The sequence below is a fragment of the Micromonospora sp. NPDC023633 genome, from assembly GCF_040640035.1.
GTDB lineage: Bacteria > Actinomycetota > Actinomycetes > Mycobacteriales > Micromonosporaceae > Micromonospora.
This window is the reverse complement of the sequence record NZ_JBFABB010000058.1, coordinates 1-20,965: the sequence shown is the minus strand read 5'-3', so window position 1 is coordinate 20,965 and position 20,965 is coordinate 1. Positions and strand designations below refer to the sequence as shown.

Below are 20,965 nucleotides of genomic sequence, written 5' to 3'. Positions count from 1 at the left end.
GGTTGCATTGTTCGCAGCACAAGATTACGGTCAGGCCCGGTATTACTGTAGCCCTGGGAGGGTGCGTGTCGTTCCCCAGCATGGCCGATGCCGGCGGCCGGACGATCGGCGCGGAGGAGCTGGCCGCTGTCAGCCGGGTGCTCCAGTCGGGCATGCTCAGCGCGGTCTGGGGCACCGAGGTCCGCGCTCTCGAGCGCGAGATGGCCGAGCTCCACGGAGTGTCGCACGCCGTGGCCGCCAGCTCGGGGACCGCTGCCCTGCACCTGGCCGTCGCGGCCGTCGCGCCGAACCCGGGCGACGAGATCATCACATCTCCGATCAGCGACTTCGGCACGGTCGCGCCCATTCTCGCGCAGAACGCCGTTCCTGTGTTCGCCGACGTCGATCCGTACACCGGCAATCTCGACCCGGCGGCGGTCGCCGCCGCGATCGGGCCGCGCACCCGGGCGATCCTCGGGGTGCACCTGTTCGGCGCGGCCGCCGACCTGCGCGCGGTCGCCGACTCCGCCGGCGTGCCGCTGATCGAGGACTGCGCCCAGGCGTGGCTCACCCGCTATCCGGACGGAACCCTCGCCGGCACGGCCGGCGCGATCGGCTGCTTCAGCCTGCAGCAGTGGAAGCACATCACCTGCGGCGACGGCGGCCTGACCGTGACCGACGACCCCGTGCTGGCCCGCCGGATGCGGCTCTTCGCCGACAAGGGGTGGCCGCGTGACGAGGCGCGCCGGCACGTCGGCCTCGGCCTGAACTACCGGATGACCGAGCTGGCTGGCGCCGTCGCCCGCGCCCAACTGGCGAAGCTGCCCGGCGTGCTGGCCGACCGGCGGCGCACCGCCCGGCGGCTGGCCGCCGCGCTGGCCGATCTGCCCGGCGTGCACCTGCCGGCGGACCTCGACGCGCACGCCTGGTGGCTCTTCCCCATCGTGCTCGACCCGCCGCTGACCAACCGCGAGGTGGCCGGCACGCTCGCCGCCGCCGGCATCCCCGCCCGCGCCGGCTACCTCGACCAGCCGCTGCACTGCGCCCCGGCGCTGACCGAGGCCCCCGTCTACGGCACCTCCCGCTTCCCGCTCACCGTGCCGCCGGCCGACCGGCTGCCGGCGTACGGGCCCGGCGCGTTCCCGGTCGCCGAGCGGCTCATCGCGCAGACCCTGCTGGTGATCGACTGGAACGAGCGGTACACCGACGCGCACGTCGACGAGATCGCCCGGGCCGTCCGCGCGGCGGTGGCCCCGTGATCGCGCCGGCCGCCGCGGCCCTGCGCGACCGGCTGCGCTGGCGGCTGGTCGCCGCCACGGCCACCCCGATGGACGCCGACCGGGTCGTCGACGCCGCGGTGCTCGACCGGTACCTGCGCGGCCTGGTCGCCGACGGTGCGGACGCCCTCGCCGTGTGCGCCCACACCGGCCGCGGCCCCTTCCTCGACCCGGCGACCCGCGACCTGGTCGTGCGCCACGCCGTCGACACCGGTGTGCCGGTGGTCGTCGGCGTGGGCGGCCGGCCGGGGGAGCGCACCGACGAGGTCGCCGCGCAGGCCGCCCGGGCGGCGGACCTGGGGGCGGCCGGTGTCCTGGTCTTCCCCGTCGACGGCGACGCGGTCGCCCACCACGACGCCGTCTGGCAGGCCGCCGGCCTGCCGATGCTCGCCTTCGACCTCTACACCCGGCCGTACGCCCCGGCGCGGCTTGCTGCCCTGCTGGAGCACCCCGGCGTCGCCGGGGTGAAGGTGGCCCGGCTGCACGACGCGCTCGCCTGCCAGGCCGCCCTGGCCGCCGCGCACCGGGCCGACCGGCTGGCCGTCACCGGCGAGGACCGGATGTTCGGGCCGTCGCTGATGTGGGGCGCGCAGGCAGCCCTGGTCGGCCTCGCCGCCGCCGCCGTGCCGGTCACCGCCGCCGTGCTGCGGGCGTACGCCGACGGCAAGCACGACGACTTCGTCGCCGCCTCCGCCCGGCTCGACCGGCTCGCCGAGGTCACCTTCACCGATCCGATGGAGGGGTACGTGCTCCGCATGCTCCAGATCGCCGCCGACGAGGGGCGGATCCCCGCCACCCACGCCGTCGACCCGTACGGTCCGGCGCTGCCGGACGGCGACCGGGACCGCGTGCTCGCGGTGGCGAGGCAGCGGTGAGCGACAACCCGTTCGTCGCGGGCGACCTGCCGTCGGTCACCTTCGACGTCGACGTCCTCGTCGGCCGGTACGCCGACCGGCCGGGCCCCACCGGCGATCCCCGCGACGTCGCGGCCACCCTCGGCGCGAACGGCATCGCGCGGGCGGCCGTGGCCAGCCTCCGCGCGGCGCTGTTCGACGTGTCCAGCGGCAACGACGAGGCCGCCGCCCTGGCCGGGCCCACCGTGCTGCCGGTCGGCGCGCTCGACCTGCGCGATCCGCTCGGCGCGGAGCGGGAGGTCGTCCGGCTCGCCGAGCGCGGCTTCCGGGCGGTGCGGCTCTTCCCCGACGAGCAGCGCGTCGAGCCGGACTTCCCCTCCGTGCGGCACGTCGCCCGCCGGGCCACCGAGGCCGGCCTGGTCATCCTGACCGGCGGGGACGTCCGCCGGTTCTGGCGGCCGCTGCGCGGCGCGACCGTGGTCTTCCTGGACACGCACTTCTACCACCTGGGCGACTTCGTGGTGGCGGCCCGCGACGAGCCCGGCTTCCACACCTCCACCCGGCTGCTCAACTCGCCCGACGCGCTGGAGACCGTCGCGGCCCACGTCGGCGTCGGGCGTCTGCTCTACGGCTCCCGCACCCCGTTCTACGAGCCGGCCGTGCCGCGTCTGCGGCTCGCCCGCGGCGGCCTCGGGCCGGACGAGGTGGCCGCCGTGGCGGGCGGCAACGCCCGCCGGATCCTGGAGGGCCAGGAATGATCATCGACGTGCACGCCCACTGGGGACCCTGGTTCTTCAGCATGGACGTCGGGGCGGTCGCCACCAACCTCGCGGTGATGGACCGCTACGGCATCGACCTCGCCGTCGTCTCCGCCACCGAGGCGGTCATCTACGACGTCGCCGCCGGCAACCGGGCGATGGCCCGGGTCCTGGAGACCAGCGAACGCCTGCTCGGGTACCTGACGATCAACCCGCGCCGCCTCGACGACGCCGAACGGGACCTGCGCGAACTGCTCCCCACCGGCCGGTTCGTCGGAGTGAAGATCCACACCGACTACACCGCCTCCCCGGCGGACTCCCCGCAGACCCGCGCGGCGCTGGAACTGGTCGCCGCGCACGACCTGCCCGCCCTCGTGCACACCTGGGACGCGACGCCGCTCGACCTGGCTCAGGCCGTCGCGGACATCCCGGGGCTGCGCGCCATCGCCGGGCACATGGGCGCGAACGGCTGGCGGCATGCCATCGAGGCGGCCAACTCGGTCGACCGGCTCTGGCTGGAGCCGTGCTTCTCGCACACCGAGGCGGGCCGGTTCGCCGCCGTGGCCGCGGCGGTGGACCCGGGGCGGCTGCTCTTCGGTACCGACGCCACGCTCATCGACCCGGCTGCGGCCTTCGGGGCGGTGCTCGCCGCCGACCTCGACCCGGAACTGGCCGCGCGGGTCGCCTGGCGCAACGCGGCCGAGCTGTTCCGCCTCGACGTGTCCTGACCCCACCCGTCCCTGGCCGTTCGGTGCTCGCGCCTGAACTACCCGTGGGGAAGGGGGCGAGCCCGGTGCAGCCGCGCGGATCCGCGTACTCCCGGAGGATCCGGGCCGCGTCCGCACCGCCCGTGAGCTCGGGCTGGCCGGTGCGGCGGCAGATCAGCACTGGTGCAGCGACTTCTCCGTCCACGCGCCGAGCGGGACCAGCCCGGGTGATCCGGGCCGGTCCCGCCGTTCATCGGCGCGCCGGTCTACTTCCCGGGCAGCGGGAAGAGGGCCAGGTCCATGCCGTGCATGCCCCAGGTCGCCTTGCCGTTCGGGGTGAAGTGGAACGACGGGTTGTTGTACCAGCCGCGCGGCACGTTGTCGTACAGCGTGCTCACCTCGCCGCCCGGCACGGTTGGCAGCTCGCTGATGTCGTTGGTCCAGTGCACCCAGGAGAAAACGCGGCCGTCGACCCCGTTGAACTGGCCGTACCCGCCGAGGTCGCCCTCCATCACGATGGTGCGGGTGTGCAGGTCGTAGGCGAACCAGGCGCCGCGCGGGCGCCGGCCCATCGCGTAGAGCAGGTTGCCCACCACGTGCAGGCTCTCGTACGACTGCCAGTCCGGCTTGATCTCCTCGCGCCACAGCAGCTTGCGGGTGACGATGTCGACGGCCGCCACCTGCGCGACCTTGCGGATCGGGCCGGTGGTGCCCTCGCCGTAGGTGTCGCCGGCGATGTAGGCGGTGGTGCCCTGCACCACCACGTCCATGACGCTCTGCTCGGGCAGGAACTCGCGGTGCGAGTCGAAGGCGTTGGTGGCCAGGTCGATGAAGGTCAGCGCGCCGGTGTGCTTGGTGGTCTGTGGGCTGGACGCCACGATGAGCTGGTTGCGCGGCTGGTCCACGACGATCCGCTTGGTGCGCAGCTGCTCGTTGCCGAGCAGGCCCAGCACACTGATCTCGTAGTTGTCCGGGTCGATCGCCACGATCTGGGTGCTCGGGTAGAGACCCGCGTAGACCACGCCGGCCCTGCCCTCGGCCATCGTCTTGACCTCGCCGTTGATGTCGAACCGGTCGCTGGTGCCGGCCTCGGTGCGGTGCACCGTCATCGCGTAGTGGCCGCCGACCCAGATCTTGCCCCGGGTGTGCCGCATCATCGACTGGATGGTCTCCGGGTAGCCGAAACCCCGGGTGGCGGTCTGCCACACGCTGGCCGTGCCGCCCGGCGTCGTCCTCCACACGTGCCCCAGCCCGCTGACGCCGAGCAGCGCGCCGCCGGGCAGCGGGGTGAGGAGCTGGTTCTCCACGTCGGCGAGGGGCTGGCCGACCTTCACCAGTCCGTCGGCGGTGACCTCGTACAGGTTGGTGGTGAGCCGGGTCAGCGCGTACACCTTGCCGTCGCTGCCGACGGTCACCTGGTCGATGTAGCGGTCCTCGGCCGGGATGTCCCGGGAGACCCGGTCGGAGCCGTCGCGGCGGAACGAGATCAGCTGCCGGCCGCTGGCCACGTAGATGACGCCGTTGGAGACGGTCATGTCCAGGATGCCGACCGGCGAGGAGCTGAGGTGCGGGGTCAGGTTGGTGGGCGCGCCGCCGGCCTTCGGCCAGGCCAGCAGCGTGCCGGGCGCGGCCGACCCGCCGTAGACGTACTCGTCGTCGACCGCCACGGCCGCCGCGTACTGCGAGGTGGAGATGCGGCCGTACGTCTCGATGGTCGCGTCGGCCAGGCGGATCCGCTTGACCGTGCAGTCCGGGTACGTGCCGATGTAAAGGTGCTCGCCGTGCACGACCATGTCGTAGTACCAGGTGGTGCTGCCTCCGGCGCGGGCCCAGGCCACCAGCTCCTTGGTTCGTGGGTCGAACCGGTAGACATGGGCGTTGCCGGCGGGGCCGATGTAGACGTACCGGCCGTCGGCGGCGAGTTTCTGCCCGCCGTTGCTCGGGATGGTGAGGTCGTCGATGCTGCGCATCTCGCCGGTGTTGACGTCGAACTCGCCCAGCCGCATCTTCCCCTCGGGGGTGTTGAACCGGGAGGTGACGAAGACGCTGTCGCCGATGACGGCGGCGCCCCGGATAGCGGCGGTCAAAGAGGCAGGACCGAAACTCGTCGGCATGAGATTCTGGTCGCCCTGTGCGAACGCCGGGCCGGCCGCCGCTCCATGGCCTACTACCAGTGCGGCGCCGGTGAGGCAACTGCTTCCGAGGAGTGAACGACGGCTGAGCGGCATGGTGGACTCCGTTCGTCTAAGTCATTACGGACCGGACCCTAATCGGGGTGCTGTGGGCCGTCAAGGATCCGTCCGCGCCGTCGGGCGGCAGGGAGTCGGCCGGGGGCGGCAACCCGGCCCCAACCAGCCCGAATCGATGCGACCGGCCGGCAGCCGCCGCACGATCGGGTCGCCCACCGTCGCGCCAGCGAGGTGTACGCGCATCGGACGCTCCCACCCGGAAGGCCGGGTGGGAGCGTCCAAGGGAGTGCTATCTGTTACCGGAGCTGGTAGGCGCGGGTCACGGTCTGCTCGACGGTGTTGCCGTCAGCGTCGGTGGCCTGCACCCGCAGCGACACGAACCCGTTGGTCGCGGCCAACTTCGGGTGCCGGATGGCGGCCTCGAACTGCCCCGTCCGCTTGCGGTCGACCTCGGCGAACTGCCAGCTCGCGCCGTCGTCGTAGGAGACCCACAGCTTTGCGTTCCGTACCGCCGGCCCGGACAGCCCCTTCGGGTGCCGGACGGTCAGGTCGATGTCGAACCGGGAGTCGGCCTTGGCCCGGTTGTTGAGGTCGACATCCACGCCGTAGTCGACCGACAGCATCGGCATGATCTGCCGGGCGTCCGCGCGCTGCGAGTGGAACGTCCAGGCAGTGTTTACCTTGGTGGAGGTCGTCCACCAGGGGTCTTCCCTCGCCACGTCGAGCGTCACCCGGTACTCGGCCCGCTGCGGCACGGCCGGGAAGGCGAACACTGCCCAGTTCGCAGCGCCGACAAGCTCGCCGTCGCGGTGGACGGTGGTGCGGACCTTGTCGGTCTGGATGACGTGCGGCTGCTGCGTGTGGTCGGCTCCGACGTCGAGCAGTGCCGCCGACTGGACCACGACCAGGTCGTCGTCGCGGTAGGCGGCCCCCGCCAGATCCGGCGGCAGCGCCGTACGGACCACGGCCTGGTTCCAGGTCCGGGACAGCCGCTGGCCGGGCCGCAGCACCGCGACCGCCTCGGACTGCTCCGACCCGCCCAACTGCCACACCGGGCCAAGCTGCGTGACCTGCCTGGTCCGCAGTCCGGCGCTGACGTACTCGGTCCGGGTCGCCGGCATGATCAGCCGGTCCGGAGCGCCGTACGCCACCTGCTGTCGGGGTGCCCAGATGTAGCGGATCTGGCCGCCCTCGGTGCCGTTGGCGGAGGCATGGTACGAGGTCCGCAGAGTAGCCAAGTCCTTGTCCCGGACCCGGTACCGCTGGTCCGCCGGCAGGCCACCCTTCTCCACCTGGAGCAGTTCATAGGCGTACGGGCTGACCGCCACCCCCTTGAACTCGACCGTGACCCGGTCGCGACGCAGGAGGCCGAGCAGGTGCCCACCCTGGGCACCGGAGAGGGTCATCGCCGGGATCGCGGTGGGGGTGCGGGTCCAGAAGTCGACCCCCCAACGCTCGGGGACGTTGTTGTAGATGATCACCGCTGACGCGCCCGCGGCAACCGCGTTGGCGAGTTGCTGCTGGGGGGAGACAGCGGCGCTGCGCTTGACCAGCGCGGTCCTGCCCTCCACGGCGAGCCCGGCGTACTCCTCGGGGGTGCCGGTCCCGGCCGACACCACCTCGAGTCGCCTGGTGCCGTCGAACCGCACCGAGCCGCCGTTGCCGCCGAAGTAGGCGGCGTCCAACGACGTCGCGTTCCGGCCGACGATCCGCGCGGCCAGGTCCGGCGCGGTCAGCGTCAACCCGGTGTACGCATCCAGGTTGTCGTTGCTCTGTTCCGTGGGGATCGAGTAGTGCGCGGTCTCGCCACCCGTCCACATCTCGAGGCCGTACCGCTTCTGCTGATCGGAGCTGAAGTTGTTGAAGCCGATCCGGGTACGGTCGGTCTTCGTGGGCTTCGGCGTCCGCATGCTCACCGAGGAGGCCTTGCGGCCGTCGAAGGTGATCGTCCGGTCGGCCTTGATCGACACGTTCGGCAGGATGCCCTGGGTGTACTCCCAGACCCGGTTGTATTCCGCGCTCGGGTCGGAGATTCCCGCGTGGAGGGTGTACTCACCAGCCGGCAGGGACAGCGTGATCGTCCCGTCCAGATCCGGGTACAACACCTCGGGCATGGCGAGTCGCCCGAAATCGAAAAGTCGCACCTCGGCCTTGGCGAGCGCGGGTGCCTTGCCGTCCCGGCCGATGACCTTGACGTCGACCTTGAACCGCTCCACGTCCTTGACCAGGCCGACAGCCGTGGAGACCACCGTCTTACCGTCGGCGGAGACACCGGCCAGGTGGGCGCCGTAGGTGCCCGTCGGCACCCCTGCGGGGTTCATGGTCACCGGCACCGTGGCGGTGCCCTTCGCCGGCACGGTCACCGTCTCGGCACCGAGGCTCAGCAGCCCGGCGGGCAGTTCGGCACCCCGCAGGGACAGGGCCAGGGTGACCGGCTGGTCGCCGTCGTTGGTGTACGTCACCTGCTTGACCACCGGTGCGGTGGCATCCCACCGCACGATGCCGTAGTTGACCACGCCGTTGCCGAACACGTCCTGCTGGACGGCCTGGGACACGTCCACCCGACCCGCACCCTGGCTGAACACCGGGTCACTGGTGTGCGCCTGCGACGTGCTGACCAGGTGGGCCTTGAGCCGCTCGGCGGTCCAGTCCGGATGCTGCTGGGCGAGGATCGCGGCGGCACCGGCGACGTGGGGAGTGGCCATCGACGTGCCACTGGCCGAGGTGTAGTGCTGGTCGACCACCGTGCCCATCTCGGTGCCGGCGGCTCGGGCGGCGACGACGGCCACCCCGGGCGCGGTGATCTCGGGCTTGATCGCACCGTCGCCGACCCGTGGACCACGGCTGGAGAAGTCGGCGATGTCGTCCGCGTCGTCGACCGCACCCACGGTCAGCGCCGCATCGGCCGTACCCGGGGAGCCGAGGGTGCTGGCCCCGTTGCGGCCATCGTTGCCGGCGGCGATGGTGAACAGGGCACCGGTCTCGGCGGTCAGCTCGTTGACGGCCAGCGCCATCGGGTCGGTGCCGTCGGTTCCCGGGCCGCCGAGGCTCATCGAGACGACCTTGGCACCGGAGCGGGCCGCCCACTCCATCCCGGCGATGATTTCGGAGTCCGAGCCCGTACCGCCGTCGCTGAGCACCTTGCCGATGAGCAGTTGTGCGCCGGGTGCCACCCCCTTGTGCTTCCCACCCGAGGCCGAGCCGGAGCCGGCGATCGTCGAAGCGACGTGGGTGCCGTGGCCGTGTCCGTCCTTGACCTCCTCGCCAGCGATGAAGCTCCGACTCTCGACGATCTTTCCGGCGAAGTCCGGGTGGTTCGGGTCGATGCCGGTGTCCAGCACGGCCACCTTCACACCGGTGCCGTCGTGGCCCGCCGCCCAGGCGCCGGGCGCGCCGATCTGGGGCACGCTCACGTCGAGCAGCGCCGTGGCCTTGGCATCCAACCAGATCCGGTCGATTCCACCGGCCAACTGGGTCCGCGCCGTACCCGCCTGCGGGCCGTCGTCGTCAATGGCTTCCCAGAACGCCTCCGCCTGCTTCTTGTCCGCTGCCACCGCCGCACCGTTGATGCTGGTCAACGGCCGGAGCACCTGGCCGCCCGAGGGGGCCGCCGAACGTGCCGCGACGCCGTTGCCCCGGTACCGCACGATCAGCGGGATCGACCCGCTGCGGGCGTCGTCGTACCCCTGCTCGATCAGACCAGTCACGTTGAACAACCGCCGGTCCAACCGCCCGGCGGTGATCAGCGACTGGGCCTCCTGAGGCAGGACGTAGATGTCCTCGCCGACGGTGGTGATGGTGGTTCTTCCGTTCGAACCCTCGTGCCCGTTCACTGCCACCGCAGTCGGCTGGTTCGCGCCGCTCGTCACCGTGACGACATCACCGGTGAGCAGGGTGACCTGGCTGGTCGTCTGCGCCGACCGGGGGACCGTGGTCACACCGCCGTGAGTCGCCGGCGGCTGTCCATGGGCTGCCGCACCGCCGCCCGTCGCGACGAGCGCGGCAGCGACGGTGACGCCGAGCAGCGTCCGTCTACGCCATACCCGCATCTCAATGACTCCCCTCTACCGGCGCCGTAGAGCGCCTGGTGATCGAACAGCCTGGTCAACGTTCCGCCGGCGGCGCTACGGTGCAGCCTGGCGAGCACCAGACATGTCGGGTCCTCGCCACGCGCCGACGTCTTCGGAGGGGGCCGCCCGATCCCACATGCCGAGTACCTGGTCAGCGGCCGATGGCGGTATCCGAGACTGGTGCGGCGCAAAGCGGCACGTGGAAGGGGCGAGATGCTCAGTGGGTTCGGCATTGACGAGCGCGAGGAGGCGGTCTACGCCGAGATCCTCCGCCGCCGGCAGACCACCGTCACCGAGGTGTCGGACACTCTCGGCATCGCCCCCGCGACCGTCGGCGACTGCTTGGCCAAGCTCGTCTCACTCGGTCTGGTCACCGGCCACGACAGCGGGCTGCACACGGCGGTGGCCCCGGACGTCGGACTCGGCGCACTGATCGTGCAGCGTCAGGCCGAGCTGCAACGGGTCCACGGCAGGCTGGCGGAATTGGTCGCGGTGTACCGCACCGGATCGTCCTGGCTGGCCGGTCAGGTGGAGGCGATCACCACGCCCGAGCAACTCGCCACGTGGGTCGACACCATGGAACGGGGCGCACAGACGGAGATCGTCGCGTTCTTCCGGCCGCCATACATCCTGAATCCCGATCTCGAAACCTTCAGCAGATTCGCGCCGACGTACCGCTACGTCTACGAACGCAGCGCCTTTGACGACTCCCGAGTTCCCGAAGAGATCAGCGGATTTCTGAAGAACGGCTACGAGGTCAGGATCGCGGATGCCCTACCGAACAAAATGATAATCATCGACCGGCAGGCCGTCCTCCTGCCGATGCGATCGGACCAGACGCACATGCACCCCGGTTTCCTGCTGATACGTGGCGAGTCTCTGGTCCGTTTGTTGGTTGACCTGTTCGAGCGGGTCTGGGCGGCGGCAACACCACTCCGGGTCACCGCCGCCGGCCTTGCCGACGGCGTACAGGCCATGGACGAGGTCGACATCCTCCTGCTCACGCTGCTGCTGTCCGGGCTGCCGGACAAGACCGTCGCCGGCCGGCTCGGCACCAGCGAACGCACGGTGCAACGCCGGCTCCGTCGCCTGATGGAACTGACCGGAGCCAACAGCCGGATGCAACTCGGCTGGTACGCCGCCCGATCCGGCCTCATTCCGCTATAACAGTGACCCGCCCGGCTCGGGTGTTCGGAAGAGCCCCTGCTGCAGCGCTTGAAAGGACAGTATATTTACAGCCAGCCGGTGTCGGATTCGAGGGTCGTGCCGGTCTGGGCGAGGAAGCCGGCGTTGAAGTCGGGGCGACGTTGAATCTATTGTGGTCGCTGACCTGCCCCGGTGATCGGGCTTGAGGCAGACCGGGAAGGGAGCCACGCACGGGCACGGCGCCGGCATCGCCCGAAAGGCCACGGTGGTGAGTTCGACCTTCAATGTCGTGGTCGAGCAGGGGGTGGTCGGCGGGCCAGCGCAGCGTACGCGGCATCGGGTCTGGTCTACGACGGCGAACGGACCCCTTCATCTGCTGACGAGACTTGTTTAGTCGCACCGGGGCGACCAGCCCTCCCGCATGACCGACGCCACCGCGGGGACGAACCAGCCCGTGCTGCCGTGGAACCGGTCCAAGCCGCCCGTCCTGCTCGGCCAGATCAACCCGGAGGAACACGCCGACCGGACGGTCGGCCCGATCGAGCACGAGGAACTGGAAGAGTGCCCGGCCATCATCCGCAACATCGGCTGGACGTCGGGCAACGGCGACGGCCGCCAGGTCGACGCTCCCTCCTCGAACATCGGCCACCTGTTGTCGGAGCGGCATCGTCGACGAATCCCGAGCCGGCAGGATCGTCCATCGGGGCGCGCCTGCTGCTGGTTCGCACGCTGCTCGGCCTCGAGCCGTACGGCGAGGATCTGGTGGTCGCGCCGTCGTTGCCCGAACGGGTCGGTCGGATCGAACTGCTCGACATTCCCGGCGGTGGGGCCGCGTTGACGCCATCGGCAGTGTGGCACCCCAGGAGGCGGTTGGCAGATGAGCCGCGATCACAGGCCGGCTGTCTGGCCGCCGTCGATGACCATGGCGTGTCCGACGACAAAGCCGGCCGCGTCGGAGCACAGCCAGGTGACGGCGGCCGCGATTTCCTCGGGCGTGCCCATCCGGCCGATCGGTTCCTGGGAGATCACCCGCTCCCGTCCCTCGGCGGTGCCGCCGGTGAACCTGTCCATCATGGCGGTGCCGATGATCCCGGGGCAGACGGCGTTGATGCGGATGCCGGAGCTGGCGTAATCCAGGGCGGCTGACTTGGTCAGGCCGATCACGCCATGCTTGGCGGCGGCGTAGGCGGCCTGACCAGCGATGCCGACGACCCCCGCGCCGGACGAGGTGTTCACGATCGCCCCACCACCGTGCGCGAGCATGAGTGGGATCTGGCGTTTCATGCACAGGAAGACGCTGCGCAGGTTGATGGCGACGACCCGGTCCCACTCCTGCTCGGTCAACTCCGCGGCTGCCGCGACGGGCTGCTCGATGCCGGCGTTGTTGAAGGCGAAGTCGAGGCGCCCGAACACGGTGCTCGTCCGATCCAGAGCCGCCGCGACGTCCTCGGTGCGCGTCACGTCGCACCGGACGGCGACAGCTCGGCCGCCGAGGTCCTCGATCATGCGTGCCGTTTCGTGGTTGCCGTCGTCCGACAGGTCCGCGATCACGACGCTGGCGCCCTCGCGGGCGAAGGCCAGGGCCGTAGCGCGGCCGATGCCACTGGCCGCGCCGGTGACGAACGCGACCCTGCCGGTAAAGCTTCCGTTCTCGTTTGTCGCGGACATTGAACCCTCCTCTGCTGATGACATGGACCGTGCGAACCGGGATCTGGGTCAGGGGCGCGGCAGGACCCTGATGGCGCCGGCACTCATCCATCGCCCGGCTGTCCGTTGCAGCCTGATCGAGCGAAAGGTCGAGGTCAAAGACCTTGCCCGGGTCGATTTGCCGGGCCAACCTGCCCTCCGGGGCGGGTGACGCGGATGGCCTGCATCATCGACACCTGGGGACCGACCGTGTCGATGACCGACTGTGCGCCGAGCCGCCCGCGAGATCCTTGATCCACGCCACGCCCTCGTCGCCGCGCAGGCCGGGCGCCATCCAGCGAACTCGGGTTTCACCAGGCGCGGAGCTTTGCTGGAGGGTGTACCGGCAGGCGGCACGCCGCAGGCCGCCCGACGTGCCGGCGCAGCCGTGGATGACCGCAACAAGGTTCTCGGATTCCTCGTCTCGGGACGAGCCAGGATCACCCCGGAGTGGTCAGGGACCTGGGTCAGCCGAGGGTGGTGGTGTCGACGACGAACCGGTAGCGGACGTCGGAGGCGAGGACGCGGTCGTAGGCGTCGTTGATCTTGTCGGCGGAGATGAGTTCGATGTCGGCGGCGATGCGGTGTTGGGCGCAGAAGTCGAGCATCTCCTGGGTCTCGCGGATGCCGCCGATCATCGAGCCGGCGTAGGAGCGTCGAGCGCCGATGAGGGAGAAGACGTTGAGGGTCAGCGGTTCGGCGGGAGCGCCGACGTTGACGAGGGTGCCGTCGACCGCGAGCAGGTTGAGGTAGGCGTCGACGTCGATGTGCGCGCTGACCGTGTTGACGATCAGGTCGAACCGGCCGGCGAGCTGCTCGAAGGTGGCGCGGTCGCTGGTGGCGTAGTAGTGGTCGGCACCCAGGCGGAGGCCGTCCTCCTGCTTCTTCAGCGACTGGGACAGCACGGTCACCTCGGCGCCCATCGCGTGGGCGATCTTGACTGCCATGTGCCCCAGCCCGCCGAGGCCGACGATGGCGACCTTCCTGCCCGGGCCGGCGCCCCAGCGACGCAGCGGCGAGTAGGTGGTGATGCCCGCACACAGCAGCGGCGCGGCGGCCGCGAAGTCGACTCCCTCGGGCACCGACAGGACGAAGTCGGCATCGACCACGACGTGGGTGGCGTAGCCGCCCTGTGTGACGGTGCCGTCCCGGTCGACGCCTCCGTAGGTGGGCACCATGCCGTCGAGGCAGTACTGCTCGTCGCCGTTGCGGCAGTTCACGCAGTCCCGGCAGGCGTTCACCATGCAGCCGACCCCGACCCGGTCTCCGACCTGGTGCCGTGTGACCTCGGAGCCGACCTCGGTGACGATGCCGACGATCTCGTGGCCGGGCACCAGCGGGTAGGGCTGGGGTCCCCAGTCACCGCGGACCGTGTGGATGTCGGAGTGGCAGATGCCCGCGTACCTGATCTCGATGAGCACGTCGTTGGGGCCGACGTCGCGCCGCTCGATGGTCGTAGGGGCCAGCGGCTCGGACGGGCCGGACGCTGCGTAGGCGTGGACACGCATTGATGTTGCTCCTGTTCGTCGTGACGATGTTTGGCCGCGGCCTGGCCGGTTGGCTTACGGGCACCTCACTGGCCGTCGCGTTCATCGCCATCCAGAGAACCTCGTCTGCGGCCTGTTGGGGAGTCTCTGATGAGAGGTGTACTGGCAGGGCGCCCATCGCAACGCCGTGACACGTACGGTCGGACACACCCCCGAAGACCGAGTTCGTTGCCCACCTAACGGGCGGGGAAGCGCAGGATGCGATCGTCGTCGTCGCGTACGTCACCGCGGCCGTCGGTGTTGGAGGTGGTCAGCCACAAAGCTCCGTCCGGCGCAATCTGCACGGTCCGCAGGCGGCCGTGGCGTTCCTCCAGTTGCGCCGACGGCTCACCGGCGGTGCCGCCGTCGAGGGGGATGGTCCAGAGCCGTTCGCCTCGCAGCGCCGCCACGTACGCGGTGTCGGCGGCGATGGCCAGGCCCGACGGCGAGGCGTCGCGGACGGGCCAGGTGACGAGCGGGTTGGTGTACCGCCCGCCGTCCGTGTCGCCGGTTCCTTCGGCCCGGGGCCAGCCGTAGTTGCGTCCCGGCTCGATGCGGTTGACCTCGTCCAGCTCGTTCTGCCCGAACTCGGTGGCGAAGAGCCGCCCCGCGGAGTCCCAGGCCAGGCCCTGCACGTTGCGGTGTCCGAGGCTGTACACGGGGGAACCGGCGCTCGGATTTCCGGGAGCCGGCGCGCCCTCGGGGGTCAGCCGCAGGATCTTGCCGTTCGGGCTCGCTGGATCCTGGGACCGCTGTGTCTCACCGGCGTCCCCGGTGCCGACGTAGAGCATGCCGTCCGGGCCGAACGCGATCCGCCCACCGTTGTGGTAACTGGCCTTGGCGATGCCATCGAAGATCACCTCAGGGCGTCCGCCATCGAGCCGGAACCGGACGATCCGATTGTCCCGCTCCGCGGTGAAGTAGGCGTAGACCAGGTTGTCGGCGGCGAACGTCGGCGACACCGCGAGGCCGAGCAGCCCACCCTCACCGCCCGCCACCACCCCCGGCACCTCGTACACCTGACGGGGATCTCCGCCGCCCGGACTCAACCGCAGCACCCGGGCGCTGTTTCGCTCCGCGACCACGGCGTCGCCGCCGGGCAGGAACGCCAGACCCCACGGAACGTCGATGCCCCGCGCAATCTCTTCGCCGGCGTCGAGATCGGGACTTCCTGACGGCGTGCTGGTGGCCACCCCTTGCGGCGCTCGACCGGACTGCTCCCCGCCATCAGGGCCACTGCCGCAGCCGGCGAGCACGCCTGCCAAGAGCATCGCAGCGCTCGCCGTACACCACTGTCTGCCTGTCGCGACAATTGCCATTCGACTTCCTCCGAGACTAGTAGAGAGCGTGTTCCGCGGCCGCTGAAGACGGGCGGGAGCCAGGCCACCACAAGCGGCCGAAACACCCGAGAAAGACGGCTCAGCGGACAGCGCTGGGTGCGGGATGTGGTGGTGGTCGCCGGGTCGGATCAAATGAATGGCGACGTTCGGTTCCGTCCCGGCGGCCGTTTGCCAGCCACTGGGGTCCGACGAAGCAGCCAGGCCGGCCAGGCGGGTACGCGAGGTCGGCGCCGCATCACTCCGAAAAGGCGTCGTGTGCGTCGATGCTCGTTTCCTGTGAGGCGGCCCAGGAGGCGAGCAGGCGGAGCGCGTCCTCGGACGGGGACCCCGGTTCGGCGGTGTAGATCGTGAGGGTGAGGCCGGGTTCTGCGGCCATTTCCAGTCCTTCGTAGGCGAGGGTCAGGTCGCCGACGATGTGGTGACGGAAGTTCTTGGCCCCGGTGCCGTGGTGCCGGACGTCGTGGGCCCCCCAGCGTCTGCGGAACTCGTCGCTGCGGGTGGACAGCTCGCCCACGAGGTCGTGGAGATCCTTGTCGTGGGGATCACGGCCGGCTTCCGTACGGAGGATGGCGACGCAGATGTCGGCGGCGAGGTCCCACTCCGGGTAGAAGCGGTGCGCCTTCTCGTCCAGGAAGGTGAACCGTGCGATGTTGGCGGGGCGTTGGGGTTCGGCGTACACGTCGGCGTAGAACGCTCGTGCGAGCCGGTTCGCGGCGAGCAGGTCCATGCGGCCGTTGCGCACGAAGGCGGGTCCGTGGGTGACCGCGTCAAGGGTCCACTGCAAGCTGGGGCGCACCGACCACTGCCGCGCGGTACGGCGGCGGGGCCGCATGAGGGCGCTGCTGCCGTCTGCGGCTCGTGCGAGGTCGAACAGGTGCGCCCGCTCGGCGTCGTCGAGCTGGAGCGCCCGGGCGATCGCGTTCAGCACGCCGGGCGACACCCCGGCGAGGGCGCCCCGTTCGAGTTTCGAGTAGTACTCGATGCTCACGCCGGCCAGCGACGCGACCTCGCTTCGACGCAGTCCCGGGACCCGCCTGCTGGGGCCGGCGGGCAGGCCGGCCTGCTCCGGGCTGATCTTGGCGCGCCGCGAGACGAGGAACTCGCGGACCTCTGTGCGGTTGTCCACGTCTCGACCGTACGTGCCACGGCTGACCGGTGGGATGCCCTGTCAGTACACCTTCCAGGAGAAACTCCCTGAGCGGGCCCTGACGGGGTCTGCTGGAAGGCGATGACGCCACCGAAGGCCGCCGCGCCCCGTGGGGTCGCTGTACCGTCCGCCGGCCATGCCGACGGTTCCATCAGGCAACCAGAAGCGCCGCAGGCCCTGAGGCGGTACGACCAAGAAGTCGAGCCAGACACCCTGGCTGTCACGCTCGGTCAGGTAGTCAGCGCCGCCAGCTATGCCTTGCAGCGCCAGATTCAAGCTGAGCCCGAACTAGCGGGCATGGGCACCACCCTGGTCGCCATGCTCATCAGCGGCACAGCCGCAGCTCTAGCCAACGTTGGCGACTCCCGGGCGTACCTTGTCCATGGCCAGGGCCCACAACACGGCCAGACGATTCGGATTACCGAAGATCACGTTTACCAACGGCTGGTAGCCGACGCCGCCGATGTGCCAAATCCTCCTGAGAGGCTGACGCGCTTCCTGGTCGGACGGGCAGACGGCCGCCCACCCGACATCACCTTGTTGACCTTAAAACCCGGTGACCGATTCCTGCTTTGCTCCGATGGGCTCAGCTCGTACGTGCCGGAGGACCTGCTGCACGCCGTGCTGGCTTCCGCTCCGACCCCAGCGGAGGCGGTTGAGGGCCTGAGCACGGCAGCGTTCGATCACGGTGGCCCGGACAATTCACGGTGGCTGTCGTCGACGTCTATGACGCCGACAGACCCGGAGTGCCTTGAGCTGCGGAACGGCTACCGACTACAGAGGCGGTCGGTATCATGGTAGCTGCATCCAGGGCGCCCCCAGCTGGCGCATCGCCGAAGATGACTCGCCGCCGTGTATGCCTCGGTGCTTGTCTGCAACGTCAGCGTTCGCTCGGATGCTCGGCTGATGTGATGGTCGGCGCAGCAGGGCACTCGTTTGGGTCCGGTTCGGGCCAACGCCCTTTCCGCGTCGCCTTGTGGGCCTTGACCGTGACGGTGATCGACCAAGCCAGGGCAATCAACAGCGCCATGATGGCGGCTGGGATTGCCCCCCAGGGTAGGGCTCGCGGCGAAAGCACCCATGCCTGCCCACTGTCGGCGAGCACCCACGGCCGCTTGGCGGAAGCCGGAACGGCAACCTCCCATTCGTAGGCGCTGTTAGGTTCTTCGTCGATGACTTTCCAGGATTTGTCGACATCGACGCCGTAAATAGGTCCTCGATGTCCGCGTCCGCCGCGGGCCCAGTCGCCGACGCACCGACCGTGCATGGCCTCCTGCCGGTCGTAGGTGATATAGCAGTGATTTACACTGGCACGCCCCTCGTCTCCGGGCCACAGGCCGGCGGTCCAGCTCAGTACACCGCCGAGGGTGGTGCCCATGACGACGACCGCGGCGAGTCGCTTCCAAAGCTCAATCATGGGCACGTCCTCCTCGTTCGTATGCGCTGCTGGCATGAAGATATAGCGTGCGGGCCATCCAGAAGGGACGGTCCGCACGTGATCGTTAGCCGTTCTGAGTCGTGATGACCCGGAACAGTGAGCCGCCCGTATAGCCTGCGCTATACCAGTTGTCCATCACCTCGTAGATCTTGCTGATGGGCACGTAGTTGTTCATCTCATGGGAGTAGCAAGGGTCCGTCCGGGCCTGCTGGTTACCCTCGAGGATGCCGTACGCCGTGTTGTCGATCTGGCTGAACAGCGGCCCGCCGCTGTCGCCTGCGCGGGCGCAAACGTCGGTGTTGATGCCGACGTCGGTCGACGTCACCCGGCCGCAGCGGGTGCCCACCAGGTAGCCAGCGCCCGCTCCGCTGCCATAGGACTCGGGGTAGTTGGCGGTGTCGGAGGCACTGCCGGTTGCGCACACGATCCAGCCGGCCTTGATCTGGCTGAGTGCGTAGTATCCGTTGATCAGAACCGTCGCCTCAGTTGCCTGCGTCCCACACGGGGTGTCGGCGTTACTGTCATGACCACCGTTACGGCAATACTTCAGCACCTTGTTGCGGTATGCCTGGTTTTCAAGCCACGCGACCGACTCGGTCCCGCTCTTATAGCTGAGGAAGGCGAAGTCGTAGGGATAGGAGTTGGACTCCATCAAGTACTGCCCACCAGCGACTCCGTGCTGGTTCACGATGTTGTAGCCGTTGTGATGGACGGTGGTGTCGTTGGTCTTGCCGACAACACAGTGGCCGGCGGTCAACACCCAGCCCCAGCCGTTGTGGGTGCCCCCCGTGGTGCGGGCGTTAAACCCAGCTGTGCAGCCGCCCCAGGTGCCGTTGTCGCGCTTGATGTTGAGGCGCAGCCCAGGCCCAGGGCGCGTTGGACGTCTTGTCGCATCTGCAGCCGGTTAGCAGTTCGGCTAGGTTGGCCACGTGGATGTCCAGGTGCTGGAAGGTTCGTTCGTCGAGGTGCCGACTGCCGAGGGCGAGGGCGCGGGAATGGACCGCCGCGCATTCGGCGAGTTCGTCGGGCCTCGCGGCGAGTTGGCCTCGTACGCGTTCGGCTGGACTACGCGGTCGCAGCCCCACGTCGCCCGACTGTCGATCGGGATCGGTGCCGGCAATCCAGGTGGCGGCACGTTCCACGCCGTCGTGTTCCAGCACCAGGACGGTCATGCGTTCTCACTCATCGACGAGCCGTTCGAGCGGGTACCACAGGGCGGCCCGGATTTGACCGCAGATCAGGCTCGATCCCATGAGGATCTGCCGTTCGTGTGGTGGGTTGCGGACCACGTCATGCGGCATGATCGACGCGCGTGGTGGATGCGGCACTGGCTGGTGGGCACCACGTGCATCCAGACCATCGAGGTCTTCGACCGTCGCGAACCTGTTCTGCTGGTGAGCAACGAGGTTGACGACGGGCTCTGGCAACTTATCGGCGCCACGGACGCGGACAGCAGCACCGGCAGGATCGGACACCTCCACCACGTTGTGGACGAAGATCCGACCTTGATCGACGTTCTCGACCTGCCGCCGGGAAGTAGCGCACAACGCGCCCGCCGCGGAGAACCTTGGACCGGCCACCCGACCACCCAGCCTGAGCCGATCGCGTAAGGGCTTCCCTGACCGGCGGCAGGCTCGGCGAGACGAATGCACACGCACTACTTTGCCGCGATGCGCTCGTAGATAACGAGCGGATGGTTATGTCGGGCGCGGATTTCAGGTGCCCGTTGGCGTGGTGTATGCGCAGCCGGGCCGAGTCTCTGCCGGCGATTCTGTGGCGCTGCGACCGACGTCCGGAAGTCTGTCGCGGACGCGCGGTGTCGTGGGTACGGTGGCCCACGATTCGCACTCCGAGGAGCGTACTGGCCTACGATGACCGAACCCACAACGGCTATCTGGTACTACTCCAAGCCAACAACCTTCACAGGCTCGCTCCAGCACGGCCTCGGCCGCGGCGCGTACCGGGCGCTTCACGACCCGCAAGCGCCACAAGCCGTACTCGCGTGTGTCAAGCAGGACTACCGGTGGGACTGGCTTGTCGACGAGCGCGCCGTCTACCTGGCCCGACTGATCCGTGATCTTGCGCTGCCGGTACCTCCACTGCTCACTCTGCTGCGCGAACACCCGGTCGATGACGATGACAACACGTTCGACAACACCCTCGAGGTGCTCGAGGTGTTGGGCCGCGCGGGTGACCCGCACGCGATCGACGGGCTGCGGTGGTACGTGCACAACGGCCCGCGCTGGGTCGACGTGCTCCACACGATTGCCCGGGACTGGCCCCGCGAGCTATGGGACGATCTGTTGCCGGTCGCGCTGACCAGGCTCGCACAGGGTTACCGCGCGGACGAGGTGTTCTGGCGTAGCCGGCCCTGGCTGGACTGGGCCGCCGTGGACAACCAGATCGCCAGCGAGGTCGCGGCGTTCCAGCCGCAACCGGCACTGGCACGACCACTTGAGCGGCAGCCGACCGAGGATCTCCTGACGATGCTTCGCACCGGCGGGACCCACCAGCAGGAAGCCGCGTTGCGCGAGCTGAACCACCGAGGGCCGCAGACAGCCCTGCTGGCGATCGTGGATGAGTTGCCGGTGACAGAGCTTTACGCCCCGCTGGGTCGCGCCATCCGAATGCTCGGCCCCCAGGCACTTCCGCTAGCCAGGGCCTGGGCCGCACCCCCGTTCCATCCGATGATTTGGACCGCCTGCTTGGTGCTGGCCAAGCACGGCGACGACTCCGACCTTGCGGCACTGCTCGCTGGCTGGGACTGGCTGGACCGCAGGACCGAAGACCGCTGTGGATACGATGACCTCGCCGAGGGCATCGCCCGTATTGGCGGTCCGGCCGCGCA

The 20,965-nt window shown here is 69.7% G+C and carries 16 protein-coding genes and 1 pseudogene; 9 read left to right on the top strand and 8 right to left on the bottom strand.

The features are described 5' to 3' along the window. Positions 1-65: 65 nt before the first annotated feature. From AB0G13_RS19310 to AB0G13_RS19295, 4 genes are read left to right on the top strand one after another with little or no spacing between them, the layout of a single operon-like run. A complete protein-coding gene (locus AB0G13_RS19310) occupies positions 66-1,238 on the top strand; it encodes a DegT/DnrJ/EryC1/StrS family aminotransferase (RefSeq protein WP_357875958.1) in 1,173 nt (390 codons plus the stop codon). Next, on the top strand, positions 1,235-2,131 hold the full coding sequence (locus AB0G13_RS19305) for a dihydrodipicolinate synthase family protein (RefSeq protein ID WP_357875956.1): 897 nt from the start codon (positions 1,235-1,237) through the stop codon (positions 2,129-2,131). Before AB0G13_RS19310 ends, AB0G13_RS19305 begins: the two co-directional genes overlap by 4 nt. Then, positions 2,128-2,868, top strand: coding sequence for a hypothetical protein (locus AB0G13_RS19300; protein WP_357875954.1), 741 nt, complete (start codon positions 2,128-2,130; stop codon positions 2,866-2,868). Before AB0G13_RS19305 ends, AB0G13_RS19300 begins: the two co-directional genes overlap by 4 nt. Then, complete coding sequence (locus AB0G13_RS19295) at positions 2,865-3,596, top strand: amidohydrolase family protein (RefSeq protein WP_357875952.1); 732 nt, start codon at positions 2,865-2,867, stop codon at positions 3,594-3,596. The genes AB0G13_RS19300 and AB0G13_RS19295 overlap by 4 nt, the downstream gene beginning before the upstream one ends. Positions 3,597-3,841: 245 nt before the next feature. On the opposite strand, the gene AB0G13_RS19290 is transcribed toward AB0G13_RS19295, so the two are convergent. Both AB0G13_RS19290 and AB0G13_RS19285 read right to left on the bottom strand, forming a co-directional pair. After that, positions 3,842-5,662, bottom strand: coding sequence for a hypothetical protein (locus AB0G13_RS19290; RefSeq protein WP_357875950.1), 1,821 nt, complete (start codon positions 5,660-5,662; stop codon positions 3,842-3,844). 398 nt (positions 5,663-6,060) lie between these two features. Continuing rightward, positions 6,061-9,702: a S8 family serine peptidase gene (locus tag AB0G13_RS19285; protein ID WP_357875948.1), complete on the bottom strand. Its 3,642-nt coding sequence runs from the start codon at positions 9,700-9,702 to the stop codon at positions 6,061-6,063. Between the two features lie 345 nt (positions 9,703-10,047). On the opposite strand from AB0G13_RS19285, the gene AB0G13_RS19280 reads away from it, so the two are divergent. Beyond that, positions 10,048-11,001, top strand: coding sequence for a helix-turn-helix domain-containing protein (locus AB0G13_RS19280; RefSeq protein ID WP_357875946.1), 954 nt, complete (start codon positions 10,048-10,050; stop codon positions 10,999-11,001). A 675-nt stretch (positions 11,002-11,676) separates the two neighbouring features. After that, a pseudogene (locus tag AB0G13_RS19275) lies at positions 11,677-11,861 on the top strand (hypothetical protein); the annotation flags it as partial. Between the two features lie 7 nt (positions 11,862-11,868). Here AB0G13_RS19275 and AB0G13_RS19270 read toward each other — a convergent pair. From AB0G13_RS19270 to AB0G13_RS19255, 4 genes are all read right to left on the bottom strand, one after another. Beyond that, positions 11,869-12,648 carry an SDR family oxidoreductase gene (locus AB0G13_RS19270; RefSeq protein ID WP_357875944.1) on the bottom strand — a complete coding sequence of 260 codons (780 nt, stop codon included), beginning with the start codon at positions 12,646-12,648 and terminating at the stop codon, positions 11,869-11,871. A 485-nt stretch (positions 12,649-13,133) separates the two neighbouring features. Further along, entirely contained in the window at positions 13,134-14,174 is a 1,041-nt protein-coding gene (locus tag AB0G13_RS19265; protein ID WP_357875942.1) for an NAD(P)-dependent alcohol dehydrogenase, read from the bottom strand. Between the two features lie 215 nt (positions 14,175-14,389). Further along, a complete protein-coding gene (locus AB0G13_RS19260) occupies positions 14,390-15,385 on the bottom strand; it encodes a PQQ-dependent sugar dehydrogenase (protein WP_357875940.1) in 996 nt (331 codons plus the stop codon). Between the two features lie 382 nt (positions 15,386-15,767). Continuing rightward, positions 15,768-16,658, bottom strand: a complete 891-nt coding sequence (locus tag AB0G13_RS19255) for a helix-turn-helix transcriptional regulator (RefSeq protein WP_357875938.1) — start codon at positions 16,656-16,658, stop codon at positions 15,768-15,770. Between the two features lie 102 nt (positions 16,659-16,760). On the opposite strand from AB0G13_RS19255, the gene AB0G13_RS19250 reads away from it, so the two are divergent. Continuing rightward, complete coding sequence (locus tag AB0G13_RS19250; RefSeq protein ID WP_357875936.1) at positions 16,761-17,480, top strand: PP2C family serine/threonine-protein phosphatase; 720 nt, start codon at positions 16,761-16,763, stop codon at positions 17,478-17,480. Between the two features lie 79 nt (positions 17,481-17,559). Here the strand turns inward: AB0G13_RS19250 and AB0G13_RS19245 are convergent, their stop codons facing one another. Continuing rightward, positions 17,560-18,096: a hypothetical protein gene (locus AB0G13_RS19245; protein ID WP_357875934.1), complete on the bottom strand. Its 537-nt coding sequence runs from the start codon at positions 18,094-18,096 to the stop codon at positions 17,560-17,562. 85 nt (positions 18,097-18,181) lie between these two features. Continuing rightward, positions 18,182-18,964: a trypsin-like serine protease gene (locus AB0G13_RS19240; protein WP_357875985.1), complete on the bottom strand. Its 783-nt coding sequence runs from the start codon at positions 18,962-18,964 to the stop codon at positions 18,182-18,184. A gap of 82 nt (positions 18,965-19,046) precedes the next feature. On the opposite strand from AB0G13_RS19240, the gene AB0G13_RS19235 reads away from it, so the two are divergent. Then, positions 19,047-19,727: a hypothetical protein gene (locus AB0G13_RS19235; RefSeq protein WP_357875931.1), complete on the top strand. Its 681-nt coding sequence runs from the start codon at positions 19,047-19,049 to the stop codon at positions 19,725-19,727. 261 nt (positions 19,728-19,988) lie between these two features. Continuing rightward, the coding region (locus AB0G13_RS19230) for a hypothetical protein (protein WP_357875929.1) at positions 19,989-20,965 on the top strand (977 nt) is incomplete at its 3' end.

Excerpts from the sequence above, each read along its gene's own strand:
- AB0G13_RS19295 (WP_357875952.1), top strand. The coding sequence starts at position 2,865 with ATGATCATCGACGTGCACGCCCACTGGGGACCCTGGTTCTTCAGCATG.
- AB0G13_RS19280 (WP_357875946.1), top strand. The coding sequence starts at position 10,048 with ATGCTCAGTGGGTTCGGCATTGACGAGCGCGAGGAGGCGGTCTACGCC.
- AB0G13_RS19270 (WP_357875944.1), bottom strand. The coding sequence starts at position 12,648 with ATGTCCGCGACAAACGAGAACGGAAGCTTTACCGGCAGGGTCGCGTTC.
- AB0G13_RS19265 (WP_357875942.1), bottom strand. The coding sequence starts at position 14,174 with ATGCGTGTCCACGCCTACGCAGCGTCCGGCCCGTCCGAGCCGCTGGCC.
- AB0G13_RS19250 (WP_357875936.1), top strand. The coding sequence starts at position 16,761 with ATGACGCCACCGAAGGCCGCCGCGCCCCGTGGGGTCGCTGTACCGTCC.
- AB0G13_RS19245 (WP_357875934.1), bottom strand. The coding sequence starts at position 18,096 with ATGATTGAGCTTTGGAAGCGACTCGCCGCGGTCGTCGTCATGGGCACC.